The sequence below is a fragment of the Spirosoma sp. KUDC1026 genome, assembly GCF_013375035.1.
GTDB lineage: Bacteria > Bacteroidota > Bacteroidia > Cytophagales > Spirosomataceae > Spirosoma.
In genome coordinates this window covers 593,386-615,327 of record NZ_CP056032.1, presented here as the reverse complement: position 1 = coordinate 615,327, position 21,942 = coordinate 593,386, and the positions used below count along the sequence as shown (strand labels likewise).

Here is a 21,942-nt window from a genome sequence, read left to right as displayed (position 1 = left end):
CCGTGTATTGTATCGTTGACGTAGAATCGACAGGGGGCGTCAAAGGAGAAACCCGCCTGACTGAGATTGCCATATTTCGCCATGATGGCCAGCAGGTCGTGGATTCATTTCATACACTGCTCAATCCGGAATGCCCGATCCCGCCGTTTATCCGGCATCTGACAGGTATCACGGAAGAACTGGTGCAGGACGCTCCTCTTTTTGCTGACGTAGCCTCGCGGATTGTTGAAATAACGCAGGATGCTGTCTTTGTGGCTCACAACGTTAGTTTCGACTTTAACTTTCTCAAGAAAGAGCTCGAATGGGCAGGTTATGATTTCGCCCGACGTACACTCTGCACCGTTCGAACGAGCCGCAAACTGATTCCGGGTTACCCATCCTATAGCCTGGGCAAACTCTGCGCGTCGCTGAATATCCCGCTGAATGACCGCCACCGGGCGCAGGGTGATGCAGCCGCTACGGTACGCTTGTTTGAATTACTGCTTCAGCGCGACTCACTTGGCCTGATTCCCCGGCTCGGCCCTATTGTTCCCGTGTCTGATTAAGATCGTCGGAGGCCGGTTTCCGGCTGTTCGTAAACCGCCGGTTGGAAAGTTTTTCCGTTGGTACGTCGATCAGAACATGCATCCCGTGCCCCGGGCTGGTCTGCCAGATGGTTCGACCGTTCAGAATGGCTGCCCTTGATTCGATACTGCCCAGACCCAGGCCGGTAGAATTTTGGCGGATCTTATCGTGGTCGAATCCCTGACCATTATCGGTATAGGCGAGCAGCAGGCGGTCATTCTGTACCTGAAGCCGCAACGTAATCCGGCTGGCGTTCGCGTGTTTAAGCGAGTTATTGACCAATTCCTGCGTAATCCGGTAAAGCATTACCTCGGTAGTGGCTTTGAACCGATAATTAAGCGGATCGGGGTCTGGAGCCGATTCAACCAGGCCGGTTATGTCCAGCTGCATATCAATAATCCCCGTAGCGTTGATCCGGGAAAACAGCTCATCGACAGCTGCTACGTAGCCATGTCGTTCCAGTGTTTGCGGGTTGAGTTTGCGTAGCAAATCCCGGACGTCGCTGATGGTTTCGTTAATCAAGCCAAAAATGGTGGTGCGCAAAGAAATAATGGTTGGTGTTTCACCGACCTGCCGCGTGAGCTGAGTCGTATACAGCTTGATGGTGGCCAGGCGGGTGCCGATTTCGTCGTGCAGATCGCGGGCAATCTCTTTCTTGACCTGTTCCTGAATGTCGTAAGCCAGCCGCAGTCGTTCGGCGTCCTGCCGGCGCAGCATCGTATCGCGTCGTTTGATCCAGAAAAAAATGAGCAGTGTCAGCATTAGTAAGGCCGCCAGCAGGAAGGGAGGTCGCTGCCAGAGCGGATGGGCAATATGAATTATCAGCCGCCGGGTGTAGTTGCTCCAGCGACCGTCCTTATTCGCGGCTTTGACCTGAAAAATGTAATCACCCGCGGGCAGATTGGCGTAGCGTACATACGTGCGTTCCCCCGATGATACCCAGCGATCGTCGTAGTTTTTCAGCTGGTACTGGTAATTGTTATGCCCGTTGCTGAAAAAGTCGATGGTGGCAAAGTCAAGCGCAATCGTGTTCTGCTCGGGCGACAACTCAACCCGGTCGGCCTCACCCACGTAGCCATTACCGCTGAATGGTTCTTCGTTAACGCTGAGCGAGTTGATATGTACTTTGGGGTCGAACAGACTCGTGTGAAAATTGGTCGGCCGAAACCGGTTGAAGCCGTTGACGCCACCAAAATAGAACTCACCATTGGCGGTTTGGCAGAACGCATTTCCATTGAATTCATACCCCTGGAGGCCATCCCGCAAAGCAAAGTTTTTGATGGCTCGTGGTTCCAGCGTAATGCGCGAGATACCCCGATTGGTACTGATCCAGATGTGCCCCTGCGCGTCGGCGAGTGAGCCATACACAAACGAGTTGGCCAGTCCCTGGCGCTCGCTGAAAAGCCGGAACTCATTCGTACCCTTGTGCAGCGCCACCAGTCCCCGGTCGCTGGAGAGCCACAGTGTTTTTTTGTCCGCGTCGGGCCGAATGTGCAGTACTGTGTATCCCAGTAAACCCGAGCTTACTCGTTTCCAGGGGCCTTGCAGGTTTCGTTGCGGCAGCTGATAACAGTAATAGCCATTCGTGTAGGTGCCCACCCAAAGCTGACGCGTGGGGGCGTCGTACCAGAGACTGAACATATTCTGCCCTGCCAGAACAGGAGCCCGGCTCCACTGCCGTCGACGGGTATTCAGTAAAAAAAGTCCTTCTTCGGTGGCTCCCAGCAGCGTCGAATCATTCAGGCTAAGCAGGTTACGAACGTAGTTGTCGGCCACTTCGCTACGTTGTTCAGCAAACAGAATGGGCTGAAATGTTTTGGTAGCAGGTTGAAACGCCAGGACGCCCCCCGGTGTACCCACCCAGATACGGTGCTCCGGGTCTTTGTAAATACACTTTGCCTGGTTGTGCATAGGCGAATCCGTCGGCTGTGCATTGGTTAGATAGCGCTCGACAACCTGATTGGTCTGCGGATTGAAAATGTCGATCCCGCTTTCCTGAACGATCCAAAGGCGGTCGGGCCGCTCTTCCATAAAGCCACGAACGGTGTAGTGGCTCAGTCGCTGATCGGGCGGCAGGCTGTTGGCCGACGATTTTTTCAGGCCACCCAGCAGAAAAATATCCGGGATGATGCGCACCAGACCATCGGGGTCGGTATTGATCCAGACGACGCCCATTTTATCGACATAGACCTTGCTGATCTCGAACTCGTTCAGTCGCTGTATCAGGCCGGACGTACTGCGAATGGGCGCGATTTGCCCTTTGTGCTGATCGAATAACAAGACACCGTCTCGCTGTGTACCCAGCCAGAGCTGCCCTTTTGCGTCGGCGGCAACACTGTAGATAGCGCTTATCGGTTGCTGATCAAGGGTGGTGGGGTAGTGGCGATACGTTTGTTGTCGGTAATCGAAGCGGATCAGACCATTACCCGTACCCAGCCAGGCAACTTCGTTGGCATCGATGTGAAAGGAAAAAACCGTCTGTACCGGTCCGAACCGATTAGCTGGATGATCGCTGAAATAGTGGGTCAGGCTTTTGTCCCGAAGGTTATACCGGATAATCCCTCTGGGGGCGTGAAGCCAGATGTTGTCCTGCCCCGTGCGAACCGTTCCGTTTGGGAGGTCATATTCTTTCGTCAGATGAATGTCCCTGTTCAGTACTGTTTTCTGCAACGTCCGGTGATTGAGCTGTACCAGACCTTCGGCGTCGCTGAGGTAGAGCAGGGTGGTTTTATCGATATAAAAAGGCAGCACGCGAGCTGATGGGGTCGAATGCTCGGCAGCAGTTGACGGAAAATGATCGAATTGATCACGCTGGCGATTGTACCGGTTCAGTCCTTCTTCCGTACCGATCCACAGGTTTCCGGCGGGGTCTTCGACAATACCCAGGATATTAACACCCCGGATCGAACCCGCCTGCGCCACGCCCTGTTCGTCGGCAATGGGGCGGTACGTGCGGAATCGGTGCCCATCGTAGCGATTCAGGCCGTCCTGGGTACCAAACCAGAGAAACCCCCGGCTGTCGTTGTGCATGTAGTAGACCGAGCCCTGCGCCAGCCCGTCGCTAACGCCGATGTGGTCGACCTGATAAGCGACCTGGGACCAGCCTGCCAGCTGCAACAGCAGCAAACAACCCGTCAATACTAAACGCCAATATGAAGTGACCGTATTTACCAAAAGAATAGCATTAAGGCGTTGTAAATGAGTAGAGTATTTCTGTATTTTCCAAGTTGTGTTCTGGCATATGAAAATTTGCTGGTGGAGATCCGGTGCCGATTATTGAAGGGGCAAGAACCAGCAACTAACAGACATCAATTTGTCATTACGACGTCGGGACACGAACTTAGTAGCCACGCGAATCCTTCTTTTTCTGACGTATGTACTCTCAACACACGCTACGCTTACTGCTTATGTTAAGTTCTTCCGTTGCGCTGGGTCAGGCCGTAGAGCCGTTGACCTATCCAAAGGCCCGTAAAACCGATCAGGTTGATACGTATCATGGGACAAAAGTGGCTGATCCCTACCGATGGCTTGAAGATGATCGCTCGGCTGAAACCGCCGAATGGGTCACGGCCGAAAACAAGGTCACTTTCGCATATCTGGATAAAATCCCGTACCGGAAACAGTTGCAGCAGCGTCTGGAAGCGGTCTATAACTATCCTAAATACTCGGCGCCCTACCGGCGGGGTGAGTGGTTTTATTTCTCCAAGAATGACGGCTTGCAAAACCAGGCGGTCCTGTACCGACAGAAAGGACTGGACGGGCAACCGGAGGTAGTGATCGATCCAAACAAACTGTCCACCGATGGAACAACCCGACTGGGCGCGTTCTCCTTGTCGAAGGACGGAAAATACGCCGTGGTTGGCCTGTCGAAAGGTGGGTCCGACTGGCAGGAATACCAGATCATGGAGCTGGCAACGAAGACGTACCTGCCCGAAAAAATCGAGTGGGTGAAGGTGTCCGGGGCGGCCTGGCAGGGCGATGGGTTTTACTATAGTCGCTACCCAAAACCGGAAGGCAGCGCCCTTGCCGCGAAAAACGAAAACCACCAGGTCTTCTTCCATAAGCTTAACACCCCCCAGTCCGCCGATAAGCTGATTTACGAAGATGCGGCCCATCCGCAGCGGTTCCATATCGTGAGCACGACCGACGACGAACGATTTGCGCTGCTGTCGATCAGCGACCGGGGGCAGGGTAAGGACGGTAACGCACTGCTGTTTAACGATGCCCGGGCGTCACAGAAAGATTTCGTGCCTGTTGTGTCGGATATAACCGACTTCAGCTATGGTGTTGTTGACAACGACGGCGACCGGCTGCTGATTCTGACCAACGAGAAAGCGCCTAATAGCAAGGTGGTTGCCTTCGATACGAAAAAGAAAGCCTTCTCTACGCTGATTCCCGAGCGGCCGGAACCCATTACCGAAGGGGGCGTCAACGCTGCGGGCGGCAAGCTGTTCGTCGAGTACTCAAAAGACGTAACGTCGCAGATCAATGTATTCGACTATACCGGAAAACTTGAAAGCAATGTACAGCTACCGGGTATTGGCTCGGCGGGGGGCTTCGGGGGCGAGAAAGACGATAAATTCGTGTTCTATACGTTCACCTCGTTCACGTTTCCCCCAACTATTTACCGGTATGACCTGGCCAGCCGGAAAAGCACGGTTTTCCGGGCTCCCGAAGTGTCGTTCAACCCCGACGATTACGAAACAAAGCAGGTTTTCTACCCCAGCAAGGACGGCACGAAGATCCCAATGTTTCTGACGTACCGGAAAGGCATCAAGCTGGACGGTACCAACCCAACCCTGTTGTACGGCTACGGCGGTTTCAATATTAGCCTGACTCCCGGCTTTAGCCCGTTACGGATTCCGTTTCTGGAACAGGGCGGCATTTATGCCCAGGCCAACCTGCGGGGGGGGAGCGAATACGGCGAAAAGTGGCATGAACAGGGTATGAAGCTGAAAAAACAGAACGTATTCGACGATTTCATCGCTGCGGCTGAATTCCTGATTGCCGAGAAATATACCTCCCCCGCCAGGCTGGCGGCTCAGGGCGGCTCAAACGGCGGATTATTGGTGGGAGCTGTTATTAACCAGCGCCCCGATCTGTTCCGGGTTGCCATTCCACAGGTAGGGGTGATGGATATGCTGCGGTTTCACAAGTTCACGATCGGCTGGAACTGGATTGCCGACTACGGCAGCAGTGATAATGCCGACGAGTTCAAGGCACTTTACGCATACTCACCCGTTCACAACCTGAAACCGGACACGAACTACCCGGTAACAATGATTACCACCGCCGACCATGATGATCGGGTGGTGCCCGCTCACTCGTTTAAATACGCGGCTACCTTACAGGAGGTCTACAAAGGCAGCAACCCGGTCCTGATACGTATCGATACCAACTCGGGCCACGGGGCCAGCAACACGAAGAAAAACATCGAAACGACCGGCGACATTTATTCTTTCATTCTCTGGAATATGGGGATCAAGAGCCTGAAAGAAATAGCGAGTAAGTAGGGTAAAGTTTTCAGGAGGTAATCATAAAGACTGCCCTCCTTTCTGTCCATAGCGTAATGCTAAAAGCCAGAAAGGAGGGCAGATTTTGTTAAAGAACTTTACTTGACACTCACCCGCGAACCGGCAGAGTGCGCCGAAAACTCGGGTGCGTAAAAACTCTGGACCGTGGCGATACCCGCAGCAAACGCGCCGGTATGGACTACCCGAACCTGATACTCGAACACGTGCGTACCGGCTGGCAGGCGGTACAGGAAGAAATCTGTGCTGGCGTCGCGGGGGGCTTCGTAATAACCCAGGCCATTCTGGAATTTGTAGCCCGACAACATAGCGACCGGCTCAAAACCCGACGCCCGGCTGTCTTTCAGATGGACGTACTGCATGTCGCGGTCGTTCCGAAGCTCTACCCGCACAGTAACCAGATCGCCCGGTTTCAAGGTAGTCTGCTCAGAAACAGGCGTAATAACTGGTCCTGCCGAAGAATCTTGCCGACGGTAAAGCGTTTTGGCCACGACCAGATTGCCGTTTCTGTCTGACGTAACGATCCGGTCCAGCGGTTCGAAATGCTGGTAGTAGATCCCACCCCAGGTCGGATCACGAAAGGTCGGACCACTACCAGTTTTCGTTACCGAAACAGTACCCATGTCAGACTTGATCTGCGCGGGTTGATAGGTTACTTTTTGATAACCGGTTGGCTCATCGGCGGCAGCGGTAACCAGTGTACCGCCGACGCGAAGCTCGGTCGCGGGTTTCGTCGCTGTCCACTCATCACCTTTCAGCAGCAGGGCGTAAATAGCCTCGGTCGTGGCCTTCGTCGATGGCCAGGCCTGCGTGCGCTTCTGCGCCAATAACCATTGCTTCATGTTGTTGACGGCAGTCTGATCGCCCGTGATCTCATCGAAGGCTTCGATCAGCAAGGCCTGCGTTTCGACGGGTGCCTGCTGCCAGTAGAAGCCGGCTTTGTTGGCAGGCCAGTACATACCCATCTCGTCGGACGTAGTGGCGCGTTCTTTCAGCGATTTCAGGATGTCAACTGGTGTCTTCCTGTCACCAAGCCGGTGCAGGGCCAGGGCAATCATGGCCTGTTCCTGTAGACCTGACTGGAGCCAGTTTTTAACAGCCTGCGTTTTGATGTAAGCTACTGCTTTAGAATCTGCTGCGTTTGCTGAGTAAAAACTACGAGTGTAGAGGTATTGAATTGCCCAATAACTCAATCCATCTGCTACCTTCTCCTTTTGTTGGCGCTCCAGCCACTGGTTCGCATACGTATCGGCAAACTGCAGCGCACTGTTCTGTATCGCTTGAATCTGTTGCTGCTGACTCGCCTTAAACGTAACGCCCAACTTGGCCAGGTGACCAAAACCGCTCAGGACATGCAACGTAACGATCGGATCGGTTGGCATACCCGCAAACCAGACCAGCCCCCCGTCGGGCATTTGTAGCTGCTTTAGTTTATCCAGTGCCAGCTGCTGACGGGCCAGGAGGTTATCGGTTTGCAGAAACTGCCCTAGCTGGGCCTGCTGTTCGGTCTGCGTCCGGGCCGCCTGTCGCCAGGGTGTTTCGTTCAGCGTAACGGCTTTCAGTTCTTCGTTGGCTGCCAGCGGATTAGTCGGCGCCTGCTTCTGCCAGTTAGCCACGACCTGCTGAACATCGGGCCGGGCGCTCACGATCCGGCTACCCAGGGCATTGGCGTAAAATTGACTAAATAGCTGTTCGGAGCAGAGCAGCGATTGATTATCCAGATAAGGCAGACTCTGCAGGGCGGTCCAGACCGGGTTCGACGTTAACTCGATCGTTAACCGTTCTGCCTGACTGGCAATATTGGTTTGATTTTTTAAGGCATCAAGAGTAACCGTCTTGGTACCAGTGCCGTTGAGATAAAACGGTTTGGCGTCCAGCACCAGCATCCGATTTGGCAAAACAGGGAGGGTTCGTTCCTCTCCATCGGTAAACGCACCTGCTTTGGCCGTTACGCGGACTGTTACGTTATCCAGACCCGCAGGGATAACCAGTGTCCAGCCGAGCGCCGTACTCTGGTTCGCCTGTGCCGTAAAGTTAACCGGCGTGACTACGTGCTTGAGGCTAGCGTCAATGGGCTGGTTGGTGGCCGCGTCGAACAGTTCCAGTTGTGCCGAGCCGGCCAACAGTCTACTCGTCAGGTTATTGACACGGGCGGTGAGCCGTAACGTATCGCCTTCGCGCAGGAAGCGGGGGGCGTTGGTCGTAATCATCAATTCCTTCTGCGTCACTACCGAGCGCTCCAGACTTCCCGTCTGCATCGTTTTCGAATGGGCAAAAAGCATCAACCGCCAGCGGGTAAGCGCTTCGGGCATGGTGAACTTCAGCAGAATCCGACCTTCTTTATCGGTATGTAGCGTAGGGAAGAAGAAGGCTGTCTCGTTGAAATTACGTCGGGGGTTGAGTTGAGGTTCGTTGGCAGATATCGTTTTAGATTGACCATAGCCCACCTCAACAACCTCATTCAGCGGCTGACTATCCCAGCCGAACCTATCTGTCTGGATAGCAGGAGCTACTTCGGTAGCGGCTCCTTTAAGCGAAACAGCCCCACTTAACGTTCTGGCTGCACCTGCGCGATACACGGGGCTAGTAGGTAATCGCTTCAAGGCATCATACGTTATCGTTTGAAAGGGATACGAGCGCAAGTCATAATTCAGGAGAACACTGCCCCGCGTTTTGAAGCCATTGTCTGACCAATAGCCATTAAATGAGTAATCCTCAGCAGCGGAGCGATTAACGTCAGGCCAGTGCAATTTCTGAAAATTATCCAGCGAGGCATCGTACAAGGTCGCCACAGCTTCAGCCATAACTTTTTCCTTGCCGGGTCCGCTGATACGTAACGTCCATTCTTCCGGCTGACCGGGCTTCAGCCGTTCGCGGAACGTAATGGTTTCGATCGTCAGACGCTGGTCGGCCTGCGAGACCGGAATTGTCTTCGTGTCCTGATAGAGCCGCCCGTTCTGAATTTTCGTAAACGAAATAGACACATTTGTACGTGTGCTGGCCGGAATCGGTACAGCAATCCGAACGGGTTTATCTCCAAGCTTAATCCATTTTTCCTGTGTATCTGTTCGCATCAACGCCCAGCCGGGGCCATCGTTCGCCAGCCAGATGGTCGCCGTTTTACCGGGTTTTACCTCCGATTCCACAACCCGAACCCAGTTATCAGCTAACACCGCTAAAACGGGCCGCTGAGGTGTCGTGACGGTGAAATACTGTGTCTGACGAGCTGTTTCACCAGTTGAGTCGGTTACGGTTAGCTCGGCTACGTAAGCCCCTGCTGGGTACTTACTCAAGTCCAGCGATACGCTATCCCGGCCCGACGTGCGTACCGGCAGCTGAGCAATCGCCTGACTGCGAGGCCAGTTTTCAGGCTGATCTTCATCCTGATACACATCCAGCGGAAATAGTCGCTTGAACTCGTCTCGGCTCAGGACAAAGCGGTCGGGTTGTTCCCAGAGCCGTTTCCGAAGGGCAGGCTGCGGTGCCTGAATTGGATAGACCGTAAGTTGACCCGTTGCCGGTACGGGTTGACCACCGGCGTTTTGAATCGATACGCCAACTGCTTGCCGATTACCTTCGATTTGTTCCGGAATGTTGAGCGCAGCCGTCAGGGCGGAATAGCCGATACGTAGCGTCTGTTTAGCTGACCGCGTTTCACCGGAAACATCCGTTACGTCGAAGGTGATGGTGTACTGAAAAATGGGATTGGTCTTTCGATCAACGCTCCGATCCGGACTGGCAACGAACGAGAGTGATAACGTACCAGTATTCGTTGTTGTCAGCGTGCCATTGGCAATTTCTGTTTCCTGGCTAGACGCCGGTGGAAATATTTGCCAGCCCCGTTTCAGCCACGGCCAACGGGGAAGCAGTTGTCGGGTAATACGATACCGGACCTGGGCGCCATCAATAGGTGCGCCCGAAAACGTTTTCGCATTCGCTTTTATAGCGATTGACTGTCCGAGTTTATAGCTACCCTTAACAGGATCGGCAACGACTTCGAAGGTTGGTCGCTTATATTCCTCCACCCGAATCGACGTTTGATCGTCGAGTATCGAAATCGTCATCATACCGGTCAGGCGACCTGCTGGCGCAGTAAACTTACCTTCGACCGTACCAAACTCGTTGGCGGTCAGCGTCAGGCTCGATACCCCCTCTCCGTTGGCATCGGTCAGCGTTACTGGTGTTGACCGACCGGCCGCTACCTGTAACTGGTCCCCCTTTTTGGCGTACAGGACCCCCTTGAAGTATATTGGCTGACCGGGTCGATAGATGGCCCGGTCGGTGAATAGCAGGGCATTGGTTTGTACAGTGTCCGTATCAGAGGACGGATTGGGCCTGGCGTTGTAAACGCCCGCCGTTTCGAGGGTGTCCTGCTGGTCGATAAGCCAAAGTGGGTAACTTTTGCCGGATTGAACGGTTTGGGGGATCTGAAAACGACCCTGTGCATCCGTCTTGTAATTACCGACCGGACGGGTCTGCTGACGGTTGTTGGCGTAATAGCTTTCAGCCAGCTGAACCGTTACATTCGGTAGCGGTTTACCCGTCTGTCGGTGCATGGCGTAAATCGTAGGGGTTGGCTTCGCGTTTCGACCGGCTGGTGATCCGTGCAAATCGATCAGATAGCTCAGTTCGGTCACTACCAGTGGCGTATAAGCCAGCATCGACGTAGAGTCGGTTAGTGGGGTGGACAACGCCGACAGAATGACGTAGTGCCCGACCGGTAGGGCAGGAAGCGCAATTTCAGTGCTGTGGTCCTGCAAGTCACCGTTGTCCGGTAGTTGAACCGTTCGCTCCACTACGGTCGGAAGAGACAGCCAGCGTTTCAGGAGCGGATTTTTTCGGTTATCAACAGAATTCTGTGCAACCTCAGCTGGTTTTGCCCGGACAATTCGGTAGTAGAAACTTGGGGTGTTGCGGTAATTGACCAACGCCCGAATCGGTTGCTGGGGGGCATTTCCTTCCTCGACGGTTAGTTGAAGTTGCCGCTGCCGTAACTGGGTTTGAAGGGTCCGGGCGTTTCGGGCATCCTGCCCTTCATCGGGTGGACTTTGTAATAAGCTTGTGAGCAGCGAATCGGCCTGCCTGCGCCAGTTGCCGGTTTTGTCCCGATACGATTGCTGCTCCCAGTATTGAGCTAGCGCCAGGCCGTAAACAAACTTGGGGGGCTGATTTTTGTACCGATCCAGTTGCTGCGTCAGCGTTTGCTGATAAAGCGAGTCTTTTTCCGGAAAAATACTGTGTTGGTGCACGAACGTCAGCCGATCAGCATCAACGTCAGCCAGCGCGATTGGATTCCTGTCGGATAGATGAAAGACGATCAGCCGCTGGTAAAGCGTCAGCGTTTGAAACCGTAGTGACAGACTGTCGCTGGTACGTAGTGGAACAGTGGCAAAGCGGTTGGGCGTAGCCAGATACGCTGGCTGGTCCAGTTCAAACTGTTGCGCCGGGCGTATCAGATCGGCTTCGGTATTTTTGAAAAAATCCAGCGCCCGGTGGGCCAGAAAATCGTAGACCGTTGGTCGGCGTAAACGGCCTTCATCGCTGCCTTTGTCAAGTAGCAGGTCATACGCAGCAATGGGGGTTTCTTTTAGCGTAGCTTCGTTTTGCAGGGAAGTTTTGTAAGCAGCAATAATCTCCGTGATGAGTCGGTGCAGGTTCCAGGTAGCCAGGCTATCAGCTTGGTTTTCTGGGGCCTGATTTTGGCCCGGACGGCGCACTGCCGGCTCTCGTACTATCGTTGTACGGTTCTGAAATTTCCATCGGTTTTGCTGATAATACTGCCAGTACGTTTCGGCCAGAACCGATTGCAGGATGTTCCGGGCTGGGGTGCTCAACGTACTGCCCGCTAACTCCTGTTGCAGCGATTGAACCGTCTGGAATGTACTACCCGCATCCGAGTATTTCTGAAGTGACTGCCGGTAAATGACTGCCTTCACCAGCTGGCGCTCGTTTCGTTCGGCTTTGGCTCGCTTATAAATCTGGTCGACAATTGCCAAGGCCGACTGGGGCAGCCCTTTCATATTCAGCGAATCAATACGCTGCCAGTCCGGATCATACGTAGCCACTGATTTGCGAGTTTGTTGCGCATGAGCCCCCAGCGCGATCAGGGTAAAAAGAAAAATGAGAAAGCGTTGCATACAATTACGGACGATAGAAGCCGTCGAACTACGATGGCACAGGAAGGAATTTTCCATAGTCGTCTGTACATAGGACTCCAGCCAGCCCGCTAAGGTTTAAATGGTGCAGTCGTCTGATAACAAAGAAGGGTATCCTGCGCAGGATACCCTTCTGGAAAATGGCTGATACTGATTTATTGATTCATTTCACGCAGCAGCTTATTGGCGTAAATAAACTCGTTCAGTTCCTCTACGTCCGATTGAGTGAGCGTATCGCTGTTGCCTTCCCAGAGTTTTTTGCCCTGGTAGAGAAAAACGATCTTCTCGCCAATCTCCATCATCGAGTTCATATCGTGGGTAATAACGACGGTCGTGATCTGATATTCGTCTGTAATCTCCTTGATGAGCTGGTCGATCTTGATGGACGTCAGTGGATCGAGGCCGGAGTTGGGTTCGTCGCAGAACAGATACTTGGGTGTCATGACGATGGCCCGGGCAATACCAACCCGTTTTTTCATCCCCCCGCTAATTTCGGACGGCATCCGGTCGGCGGCATTTTCCAGACCCACCCGAACCAGACACTCATGCACCCGGTCTGTTTTCTCACTCTCCGACTGATCGGTAAGCATATCGAGCGGAAACCGGACGTTCTCCTGCACAGTCTTCGAATCGAACAACGCCGATCCCTGAAACAGAACACCCATCTCGCGCCGGATAGCTTTCTGTTCTTCCTTGTCGCCGGTCAGGAAGTTACGGCCGTCATAAAGCACTTCGCCGGAGTCCGGCTTAATCAGACCAATCATGCACTTTAAAAGTACGCTTTTACCCGTACCACTTCCGCCAATGATCAGGCTGGTCTGTCCCGGCTTGAAACTGTCGCTGATTCCTGCCAGAACCTGCCGTTCGCCAAAGGACTTGGTTATATTTTTGATGTCAAGCATGGACGATGAGTGAATGAGTGAATGAGTGAATGAGTGAATGGTCCGCCGTTGCGGTGAATAATTTTCGGCAAACCATTATTGGCGTCAGCCTATTCGCTCAATCGCTCATTGACTCATTCACCATTATTTATGTTAGCAATAATTGCGTTAGCAAAAAGTCGGCCCCTACAATAGCGATACAGCTATTCGTTACAGCCGCCGTTGATGCGCTGCCCACTTCCAGTGCCCCTCCGCTTACGTTGTAGCCCTGAAATGCTGAAATAGTCGATACCAGAAAAGCAAAAACAACAGTTTTGGTTAGAGAGAACGTAACGCCAAAGGGATTATAGTCGAAGCGCAGGCCCGATACGTATTCTTCGGGGGTAATGACCCCCGACAGGGTACCAGCAATGTAGCCACCCAGAATGGACAGAAAAGCTGCCATAATGACCAGCAGCGGAAACATCAGCACCGACGCGACTACCTTGGGTAAGACCAGGTATGAACTCGAGTTGATCCCCATCACTTCCAGCGCATCGATCTGCTCCGAAATGCGCATCGTGCCCAGCTCACCGGCGATGTTGGAGCCAACCTTCCCAGCCAGCACGATACAGGTAAGGGTAGGGGCCAGTTCCAGAATGGTACTGTCGCGCACAATCAGGGCAATAATGTTATGGGGAACAAAGGGGTTCGTCAGGTTATACGCCGTCTGAACGCAGGTAACGGCACCAATGAACGTATTGACCAGCGCAACAATGAAAATCGAGCCCACGCCGATAGACGTACACTCGTTCAGAATGAGCCGAAAATAAACCGACAGCTTTTCCCGGTTTCGGAAGAGGGTGCCCAGAAAAATAAAGTACTTACCAATTCGTGACATATGCGTGTAGCAAAGAGAGGGCACAGCATCGCGCTGTCGGGAACCACTTTCAGTTGAGTGGTTTCATGCCGGACGGTTCCCACTCGGGAAAACTGTACGAAAGGAAGAATGGTTTCTAACGTAACTTGCACCCTGACAGAAACTGGTGGCTTTTCGGAGTCGAACAGAAATTGGTTGATTAGTTTGCTGCTTTATGAATCCATTACTTGTTGTCACGGGGGGCTCCAAAGGTATCGGTCGGGCCATTGCGGATAAGTTTGTTGCCGAAGGTTTTGATGCCGTTGTCTGCGCCCGCTCCGTCGGTGAAATCACCAGCCCTGGTCTGCTTCCGTTTGCCGCCGATTTATCGACCCGCGATGGTGTCAATGCGTTGCTCGACTATGTTCGGTTGCTGAACCGGCCTGTGGATGTACTGGTCAACAACGCGGGTGTTTTTCAGCCGGGGCAGATTCAGAACGAAGCCGAAGGCGTATTCGAAGAGCTGATGACTACCAATGTAGCGAGCGCCTATCATTTAACGCGGGGGCTGATTGGCGGCATGATTTCCCGCCGGAAGGGACACATTTTTATGATGTGCTCAACCGCCAGTATTACGCCTTACACCAACGGCGGCTCGTACTGTATTTCGAAATTTGCCCTGCTGGGCATGAGCCGGGTGTTGCGCGAAGAGCTAAAACCGCATAGTGTAAAAGTGACGGCCTTGCTGCCGGGGGCTACGCTGACAAACAGCTGGGCCGGTACGGATCTGCCCGAAGATCGGTTTATGAAGGCTGAAGATGTGGCCGATACGGCCTGGGCTGCCTATTCATTGTCGGCCAGTGCCGTGGTTGAAGAGATTCTGATTCGACCTCAGTTGGGAGATATATAAGTCGGCGTGGAACACTGTTCCCTCAGACCGTTACCATACAACGCTGATTTTCGTAACTTGCGGCACACTTGATCAACCCGAACTAGTTAATCGAAACTCGTAAATCGTAAAAATAAGTACATGTCTTCCGTTGAGTATCTAGGTATTGACGTTGGCGGAACAAACGTCAAAATGGGCATCGTGGATGCCAATACGGGTAAAATCTCCAACTTCTATAGCCACGATACGATGAGCTGGCGCCAGTCCGGCCATTTTATCGACCGCTTTGGCGATGCTGTTGCGCTGCAGTTATTAGCGAATAAAGATGTCAAAAAAGTAGGTATTGGCTTACCTGGCATGCTCAACCGGGATCGTACTGTTCCGCTGGAAATCACCGCTATTCCCGAAATCAATGACATTCCGGTCGTTGATATTCTGACCAAGCGCTTTCCGGGTACCGGATTTTTCCTGGCCAATGATGCCAATGCTGCTGCGTTGGGTGAATATTACTTTGCCGAAGAAAAAATAACGGAAAATTATATTTTCATTACGCTTGGTACGGGGGTTGGCGGGGCAGCCATCATTAACAAGAAAATCTTTACCGGTGGGGATGGTAACGCCATGGAGCCGGGCCATATTCCATCGCGTCATGGTCGGGTGCTGGAACGTAACATCGGCAAGAAAGAACTGCTGGAGTTAGCCGTACTGCGCCGGAGCGAATACAACGGTGAAACGCATCTGCCCGACGACGGATCTATCTCAACGACGGGCCTGGTGGCCGCTGCCGTAGAAGGCGATGAACTAGCGATGCAGATCTGGACGGAAGTCGGCGAAATTCTCGGCGAAGGTCTGGCTGCGCTCATCAAAATTCTGGATATTAAACAGGTCTTGATTGGCGGTGGTCTGTCGGCCTCGTTCGACTACATCCTGCCTGCGGTTAATAAAACGCTGGATTACTGGCTGAACGATTACTACAAAAATGGCCTAGCCATCAAGCGGGCTACCCTCGGCAACGACGCCGGTCTCCTCGGAGCCGCATCGCTGTGTTTTGAATAAAAAAGGAGGAAAGGGAGGAGGGAGGAAAGGAGTAAGGAATGCCGAAGCAAACTTTTCTCCTTTCCCCCTCCTCCCCCTTCTCCTTCCTCCCTTTCTCCTAAATAATATTTACCTCCGGGTTGATGGTTACGCCAAATTTCTCCTGAACGGATGCCTGGATTTTTCGGGCGAGGGCAATCAGCTCGTTGCCGGATGCATAACCATAATTGACCAGCACTAACGCCTGTTTAGTGTGTACACCCGCATCGCCGGCGCGGTATCCTTTCCAGCCAGCCTGCTCGATGAGCCAGCCCGCGGGGATTTTTACTACGTTGCCATCAAGCGGATAACCGGGCATCGCCGGATACGTATCCTTTAATGCATCAAATTGCTCAGCCGGAATCTCCGGATTTTTGAAGAAACTACCCGCATTGCCAATCTGCGCCGGATCGGGGAGCTTACTCCGCCGAATCCGAATTACCGCGTCGCTGATGGCTTTGATCGACAACTGCTCGTCGGAAACGCCCATTTCAGTAAGGGTTTCCTGAATAGCGCCGTAACGAGTGTGAAATACGGGTTGTTTATCCAACTGGAACGTAACGCTCGTAATGATGTACTGACCTTTCAGTTCATGTTTAAAAACGCTCTCCCGGTAACCAAACTGACAGTCGGCGTGGGAAAAGGTCCGTTTTTCGCGGGTCTGCGTATGAATGGCCGTCAGTGATTCAAAAACCTGCTCCAGTTCAACACCGTAGGCACCAATGTTCTGCATGGGGGCGGCACCAACGGTGCCCGGAATCAGGGACAGATTCTCCATGCCGGCATAACCATTGCTGACGCAGTACACAACCAGGTCATGCCAGGTGACGCCCGCGCCCACCGTCAGGTAGACGTGCTGATCGTCTTCCCGGACGACCTCAATACCCTGAATATTCATCTTGACAACTAGGCCGTCGAAGTCATGGCAGAGCAGTACGTTACTACCTCCGCCCAGAATAAGCTTGGGCGTATTCAGGAATTCTGAAATGCTGAGAAGCGTCTGTAAGTCGTTCTCGTGATTAATCTCAACCCAGTATCGCGCATCGACGTCAATCCCGAATGTGTTGTAGGGCTTAAGTGATACGTGACTTTGTATACTCAACATGAGAATGGTACCTGATAAAAGCCCAAAAATAACCAAATTCCCGGATGGCTTGCGCTGGCCCGGGCATCCTTTCGCAATTCGATGGACAAAATGGCTATTTTTGCCTATTCATCCAGGTTTACTTATGCCCAGATATTTATGTCTTGGTTACGGGTTGCTCGCTGCCTTATTGACCAGCTGCGCCAGTAGCCGACCCGCTACTACGTCGGGCCGTTCGTCGGTCGATTATAACCGGTATACAGAAGATTTATCGGGCGTCAGACCGGTATATAAACCCGTAGACGGGCCAGCGGCTAAACCCACACGGACAACTACGACTGCCCCGGCAAAATCGACTACGCCAGCCCCCCGCCGGAACGAACCTAAGAAAACAAATAGCTCGACCGCCAGTACCGTACCCTCAATAAATCGGGAACTTGATTTGGTACTTGACACCATGGCGACCAACAATCGAAGCATTCGGTACGCCAGTGGCTTCCGAATTCAGGTGTATGTTGGCAACCAGCGTCAGGCTGCTGACGACGCTAAATTATTGATTTATCAAAATTTTCCTGAGTTAAGTCCATATCTGACGTATACACAGCCAACGTACCGGCTCAAAGTCGGCGATTTTATGAAACGGACCGACTCAGAGCGTTACTACGCAGCCATTAAGCAACTGCTCCCTGCCGCGCAGATTCAGCCCGATCGAGTGGACATTCGCCGTAGCCTGTTAATAAAATAGTGCTATGATTTTAAGGCGTTTGCTTTATATTTGATGGAATTTGTACAATTCAGCCGTTTGACTTTCGTCGCGTAAAAGATTTATGAAAAAAGCGTTAATCACCGGAATCACCGGGCAAGATGGGGCCTACTTGGCCGAGTTACTGCTGGAAAAAGGATACGAAGTGCATGGCATCAAACGCCGGAGTTCGTTATTCAACACGCAGCGGATTGATCACATGTATGAAGATCCGCATGAGAAAAATGTCCGTTTCAAACTGCACTACGGTGATCTGGCTGATTCAACGAACGTGATCCGGATTATCCAGGAGATACAGCCTGACGAAATTTACAACCTTGGTGCTATGTCGCACGTGCGCGTAAGTTTCGACGAGCCAGAATACACCGCACAGGTCGATGGGATCGGTACGCTGCGGATTCTGGAAGCCGTTCGTCTGCTGGGCCTGACCGAGAAAACACGTATCTATCAGGCGTCGACGTCTGAGCTGTATGGTGGTGTTCAGGGCCACGCGCAGTCTGAAACGACACCATTCTATCCTCGTTCGCCATACGCGGTTGCTAAATTGTATGGCTACTGGATCACGGTAAACTACCGGGAAGCGTATAACATGTATGCCTGCAACGGTATCCTGTTCAACCACGAATCTCCCCTGCGTGGCGAAACGTTCGTAACGCGGAAGATTACCCGTGCGGTATCGCGTATCGGTCTGGGGCTGCAGGATAAAGTATACCTGGGTAACATGGATTCGCTGCGTGACTGGGGCCATGCCAAAGACTACGTTGAAGCGATGTATCTGATCCTGCAACAGGAAAAACCAGAAGATTTCGTAATCGCTACCGGCGTAACGACGTCGATCCGGGATTTCGTCCGGATGGCATTCGCGGAAATCGGCGTTGAGTTGGAATTCAAAGGCGAAGGTGAAAGCGAAGTAGGCGTAGTAGTTAGCTCGTCGAACCCGGATTTTGCCGTTGAAATCGGTAAAGAAGTGGTAGCGGTTGATCCTCGTTACTTCCGCCCAACCGAAGTAGATCTGCTGCTGGGTGATCCAACCAAAGCAATGACCCAACTGAACTGGACGCCGAAATACGATCTGGCGGGTCTGGTAAAAGACATGATGCAGGCCGATATTGATCTGTTCCGTCGCGACCAGTTGCTGGCGAAAAGCGGTCACCAGATCTTGAATTACTACGAATAGATCTATCTGGTCTTACTGATAACAGAAAAGCCCGTCGTTCGACGGGCTTTTCGTTTATGCTGTCAGGTGGATTGCCTACCGAACGGCAAACTGGCCGGAGCCAATCCGGAAACCTTCCGAATACAACTCAATAGTGTATTTACCAGGTTTGTAAGGAATACCACGGGTGTACATCAGTTCGACGTTCTGATTGTTGTTCGTGTAGTTCACCGTTTGTTTGGTCGTGTAGATGGTTTCGTTTCCATCAACAACAAACGTACCGGAACCGTTAGCCATGTCCGACACGACTGCGCCCTGCGGGTCCAGCACCCGAACAAATACTTCTTTGGCCTCTTCGCGCGTCAGAGGGTTGTCCTGCAGCGTGTACAGCAGTTTAATTTTATCTAGGCGTTTCGCTTTGTACGAGTCATCGTCTTTAACTTTTCCTTTCGACGAGACAGCCAATACTTTTACGTTCTGAGCTTTAAGAGCTGCGGCCCGGGTTACCTTGCTACTAAGGTCCTGGTTCTGGGCCACTACGGTAGAAACGGAGTCACTCAACCGTTGCCGATCCGTTTTAAGCCCTGTGTTTTCGTCGCCCAGTACGCGTACGTTATCGGTCAGCGTAGCGTTTTCGCGCTGCAGATTGGCAATCAGAGTGTCCTTTTCAACCAGGAACGCTTCGTATTGCTTGATTTTCGATTCGTACTTAGCCAACGAAACCCGGTTGCCCCGGCGTAGAGACGCTTTGTCCTTCTCCAGTTGTGCTTTCACTTTTTCCAGCTCCGTAATATCGCCACCCAATTTCTGCACTTCGGCAATTTTGGCATCCAGGGCCGTCGAGATCGAATCCAGTTTTACCCGGGTTGACGACAGTTCTTCAACGCGTTCGGAGATGGTCACTTCCTGACTTTCCGACACTTTCTTTTGATCGAAATACAGATAACTCGATACCCCTGCCAGGCCCGTCATAATAATCAGAGCGGCTAACAAGGCACCATTAGTCTTGGGTTTTTGATTGTTTTCCATTGGGAATTCAGTTTAACAATTAAACATGTAAAACTTAAAAAAGCCGCTTGCGCGGTCGGTAGAAGTTGTTACATCCTGTGTAGTATGATGGTAAATGTCGTGAATGCATTTTGGTGAAAACACTCACAATAAAACGTATCTCCCAAACGTACGTAAGCCCGTTTGTATTGTCCTGTAGAACGTGCAAATAACTAAAATGGTTTATTTTGTGGAGTGAAGGAGGGCTGATTAACAGTTATTTGACCTTTTTGTACGCGCGCTGAACGAGGACTGACAGATTTAAAAGATGGCCTTCCTGTTTGGAACAACTGACTTGAAACTGGGTTGTATGGACAAAAAAATACATGCCTGAATTACCCGAAGTCGAAATTCGCCGTCAGTACCTGGAAGCCTCCGCGCTGCACCAGCCCATCCGTCATATTGAGGTCGAAGACAAAAAATTACTGACCACTGAGTATAGCACGTTACTGGCTAAGCTGGAGGGACGCCAGTTTACCGGAACACGCCGGGTCGGTAAGAACCTGTTCGTTCTGACAGACGACCCGGAAGTGATAGTCCGAATGCACTTCGGCATGACGGGCGATCTGGAGTATTATCATTCGTCGCTCGACCGGCCGCGTTTTGCCCGGATCGTCTTTGAATTCGAAGGCGGCTTCAATCTCGGATTTCTTTGTCCGCGCAAGTTTGAGCGCGTCGGTTTGGTTTCGGATATTGATGCTTTTCTCAAAGAAAAGAAAATTGCCCCGGATGGGCTCGACATAACCCGCGACCAACTGGCAGACAAACTCCGGCGCAAAAAAGCCCTCATCAAACCCGTTTTGCTCGACCAGAGTATAGTCGCTGGTCTGGGTAACTGGATTGTCGATGAGGTGTTATTTCAGGCGTACGTTCACCCGGAGCAACGGGCTGATACACTGACCGACGAGCAGATTACACAGATTCATGTGGCTATCCGGCTAGTGCTCGAAACGGCTATTCGGTACGAAGCGATGTATCGTGATTTCCCTAAGAACTTTCTGATCCACGTTCGGGAATGGGACAATTCACCGTACGATGATCTGGAAGCCCATAAATTTTGCCCGCGATGCAAGACGCGGATCGAGCGTTCTGTGGTTGGCGGGCGTACAACATTCTTTTGTCCAAAAGAACAAGAACTGCCGTAAACTATTGAGTTTTCTGCAACGAATACCAGTTCAGTAGAGTAAGAGTTTGAAAATGCGGATTTGTATTGGTTACTTCCCGCAATCAAACCTTCCTCATGCTTTATCGTTTATTCGTCCTTTGTTTGTTACTAAAAACGACGACTGGGTTGGGCCAGACTTCGGCTGATACGCTGGCGATGGCCGCCGGTCAGATAGAGGCTGTGCTGGCTTATGACCGGGCGACGAAGAAACAGGCTCATCTCTTTGAAGGAAACGAGTATGTAGCACACAATTATCAGATAAAAATTCACCCTTTCTTTTTCTCGGATAGTCTGCAGATCGGCACTGTTGACTATAATGGCGTTTTCTATAAAAATGTGTCGATGCTGTACGACATCGTCCGGGATGAACTGGCTATCCAGCGTCCCGGAACGCCTTACCGGATTCGGCTGCACAGCGAACAAATCCGATCATTTTCGATAGGTAGTCATCACTTTGCGCGATTGGTGGGCGACAGTACGGTTGAGGTACGTACCGGTTTCTACCAACTGCTGTACGATGGGTCGGTGAAGGCGCTGGCCCGCCGGGTCAAGACCATTCATGAAGATATTTCGAGCGGGCAGTACAAGGCCGACTTTGTGGAGGAAGATCGCTACTTCATTCTGAAAAATGGAACCTACTATCCGGTCAAATCAAAGCGGGCGCTCCTGCGGCTGTTTCCGGAGCAAGCCTCTGTGCTGCAAAAATACTTGCGCGCCAACGGAATAAAATTCAAGCAGCAGCGCGAGGAAGCTATCACAGCCATTGTGCGTCAGTACGACCACCTAACTCACTGA

General features: G+C 52.2%; 14 protein-coding genes. 8 read left to right on the top strand and 6 right to left on the bottom strand.

The window, feature by feature from the left end; genetic code table 11:
• The first annotated feature begins 2 nt into the window (after positions 1–2).
• Positions 3–545 carry a PolC-type DNA polymerase III gene (locus HU175_RS02620; RefSeq protein ID WP_176565103.1) on the top strand — a complete coding sequence of 181 codons (543 nt, stop codon included), beginning with the start codon at positions 3–5 and terminating at the stop codon, positions 543–545.
• On the opposite strand, the gene HU175_RS02615 is transcribed toward HU175_RS02620, so the two are convergent.
• Positions 523–3,690, bottom strand: a complete 3,168-nt coding sequence (locus HU175_RS02615; RefSeq protein WP_228724300.1) for a two-component regulator propeller domain-containing protein — start codon at positions 3,688–3,690, stop codon at positions 523–525. The genes HU175_RS02620 and HU175_RS02615 overlap by 23 nt on opposite strands.
• 281 nt (positions 3,691–3,971) lie before the next feature.
• Between HU175_RS02615 and HU175_RS02610 the strand changes: the two genes are divergently transcribed.
• A complete protein-coding gene (locus HU175_RS02610; RefSeq protein WP_176565102.1) occupies positions 3,972–6,077 on the top strand; it encodes a prolyl oligopeptidase family serine peptidase in 2,106 nt (701 codons plus the stop codon).
• 98 nt (positions 6,078–6,175) lie between these two features.
• Here HU175_RS02610 and HU175_RS02605 read toward each other — a convergent pair whose 3' ends face one another.
• The 3 genes from HU175_RS02605 to HU175_RS02595 all read right to left on the bottom strand — a co-directional run bounded on the left by HU175_RS02605 (position 6,176) and on the right by HU175_RS02595 (position 14,011).
• Positions 6,176–12,232 (bottom strand): alpha-2-macroglobulin family protein, encoded by a 6,057-nt coding sequence (locus HU175_RS02605; RefSeq protein ID WP_176565101.1) that lies wholly within the window; start codon positions 12,230–12,232, stop codon positions 6,176–6,178.
• 173 nt (positions 12,233–12,405) lie between these two features.
• Positions 12,406–13,152 carry an ABC transporter ATP-binding protein gene (locus tag HU175_RS02600; protein WP_176565100.1) on the bottom strand — a complete coding sequence of 249 codons (747 nt, stop codon included), beginning with the start codon at positions 13,150–13,152 and terminating at the stop codon, positions 12,406–12,408.
• Positions 13,153–13,279: 127 nt separating this feature from the next.
• Complete coding sequence (locus tag HU175_RS02595; protein WP_176565099.1) at positions 13,280–14,011, bottom strand: MlaE family ABC transporter permease; 732 nt, start codon at positions 14,009–14,011, stop codon at positions 13,280–13,282.
• Positions 14,012–14,204: 193 nt separating this feature from the next.
• Here HU175_RS02595 and HU175_RS02590 point away from each other — a divergent pair, with 193 nt between their 5' ends.
• A complete protein-coding gene (locus HU175_RS02590; RefSeq protein WP_176565098.1) occupies positions 14,205–14,879 on the top strand; it encodes an SDR family oxidoreductase in 675 nt (224 codons plus the stop codon).
• Between the two features lie 120 nt (positions 14,880–14,999).
• Positions 15,000–15,914: an ROK family protein gene (locus HU175_RS02585; protein WP_176565097.1), complete on the top strand. Its 915-nt coding sequence runs from the start codon at positions 15,000–15,002 to the stop codon at positions 15,912–15,914.
• Positions 15,915–16,011: 97 nt separating this feature from the next.
• On the opposite strand, the gene murB is transcribed toward HU175_RS02585, so the two are convergent.
• Complete coding sequence (gene murB / locus HU175_RS02580) at positions 16,012–17,037, bottom strand: UDP-N-acetylmuramate dehydrogenase (RefSeq protein WP_176565096.1); 1,026 nt, start codon at positions 17,035–17,037, stop codon at positions 16,012–16,014.
• A gap of 124 nt (positions 17,038–17,161) precedes the next feature.
• Between murB and HU175_RS02575 the strand changes: the two genes are divergently transcribed.
• Both HU175_RS02575 and gmd read left to right on the top strand, forming a co-directional pair.
• The gene (locus HU175_RS02575) at positions 17,162–17,761 is read left to right on the top strand and encodes an SPOR domain-containing protein (RefSeq protein WP_176565095.1); all 600 of its coding nucleotides are present in this window, start codon (positions 17,162–17,164) and stop codon (positions 17,759–17,761) included.
• Positions 17,762–17,843: 82 nt separating this feature from the next.
• Entirely contained in the window at positions 17,844–18,956 is a 1,113-nt protein-coding gene (gmd, locus tag HU175_RS02570; RefSeq protein WP_176565094.1) for a GDP-mannose 4,6-dehydratase, read from the top strand.
• Positions 18,957–19,031: 75 nt separating this feature from the next.
• On the opposite strand, the gene HU175_RS02565 is transcribed toward gmd, so the two are convergent.
• Positions 19,032–19,964, bottom strand: coding sequence for a hypothetical protein (locus tag HU175_RS02565; protein WP_176565093.1), 933 nt, complete (start codon positions 19,962–19,964; stop codon positions 19,032–19,034).
• Between the two features lie 344 nt (positions 19,965–20,308).
• Between HU175_RS02565 and HU175_RS02560 the strand changes: the two genes are divergently transcribed.
• Positions 20,309–21,127 carry an Fpg/Nei family DNA glycosylase gene (locus HU175_RS02560; protein ID WP_176565092.1) on the top strand — a complete coding sequence of 273 codons (819 nt, stop codon included), beginning with the start codon at positions 20,309–20,311 and terminating at the stop codon, positions 21,125–21,127.
• 95 nt (positions 21,128–21,222) lie between these two features.
• Positions 21,223–21,942 (top strand): hypothetical protein, encoded by a 720-nt coding sequence (locus HU175_RS02555; protein ID WP_176565091.1) that lies wholly within the window; start codon positions 21,223–21,225, stop codon positions 21,940–21,942.

What these genes read in the sequence shown, in the direction of transcription:
- HU175_RS02610 (WP_176565102.1), top strand. Translation starts at nt 3,972, where the DNA reads ATGTTAAGTTCTTCCGTTGCGCTGGGTCAGGCCGTAGAGCCGTTGACC.
- HU175_RS02605 (WP_176565101.1), bottom strand. Translation starts at nt 12,232, where the DNA reads ATGCAACGCTTTCTCATTTTTCTTTTTACCCTGATCGCGCTGGGGGCT.
- HU175_RS02600 (WP_176565100.1), bottom strand. Translation starts at nt 13,152, where the DNA reads ATGCTTGACATCAAAAATATAACCAAGTCCTTTGGCGAACGGCAGGTT.
- HU175_RS02595 (WP_176565099.1), bottom strand. Translation starts at nt 14,011, where the DNA reads ATGTCACGAATTGGTAAGTACTTTATTTTTCTGGGCACCCTCTTCCGA.
- HU175_RS02590 (WP_176565098.1), top strand. Translation starts at nt 14,205, where the DNA reads ATGAATCCATTACTTGTTGTCACGGGGGGCTCCAAAGGTATCGGTCGG.
- HU175_RS02585 (WP_176565097.1), top strand. Translation starts at nt 15,000, where the DNA reads ATGTCTTCCGTTGAGTATCTAGGTATTGACGTTGGCGGAACAAACGTC.
- murB (WP_176565096.1), bottom strand. Translation starts at nt 17,037, where the DNA reads ATGTTGAGTATACAAAGTCACGTATCACTTAAGCCCTACAACACATTC.
- HU175_RS02575 (WP_176565095.1), top strand. Translation starts at nt 17,162, where the DNA reads ATGCCCAGATATTTATGTCTTGGTTACGGGTTGCTCGCTGCCTTATTG.
- gmd (WP_176565094.1), top strand. Translation starts at nt 17,844, where the DNA reads ATGAAAAAAGCGTTAATCACCGGAATCACCGGGCAAGATGGGGCCTAC.
- HU175_RS02565 (WP_176565093.1), bottom strand. Translation starts at nt 19,964, where the DNA reads ATGGAAAACAATCAAAAACCCAAGACTAATGGTGCCTTGTTAGCCGCT.
- HU175_RS02560 (WP_176565092.1), top strand. Translation starts at nt 20,309, where the DNA reads ATGCCTGAATTACCCGAAGTCGAAATTCGCCGTCAGTACCTGGAAGCC.
- HU175_RS02555 (WP_176565091.1), top strand. Translation starts at nt 21,223, where the DNA reads ATGCTTTATCGTTTATTCGTCCTTTGTTTGTTACTAAAAACGACGACT.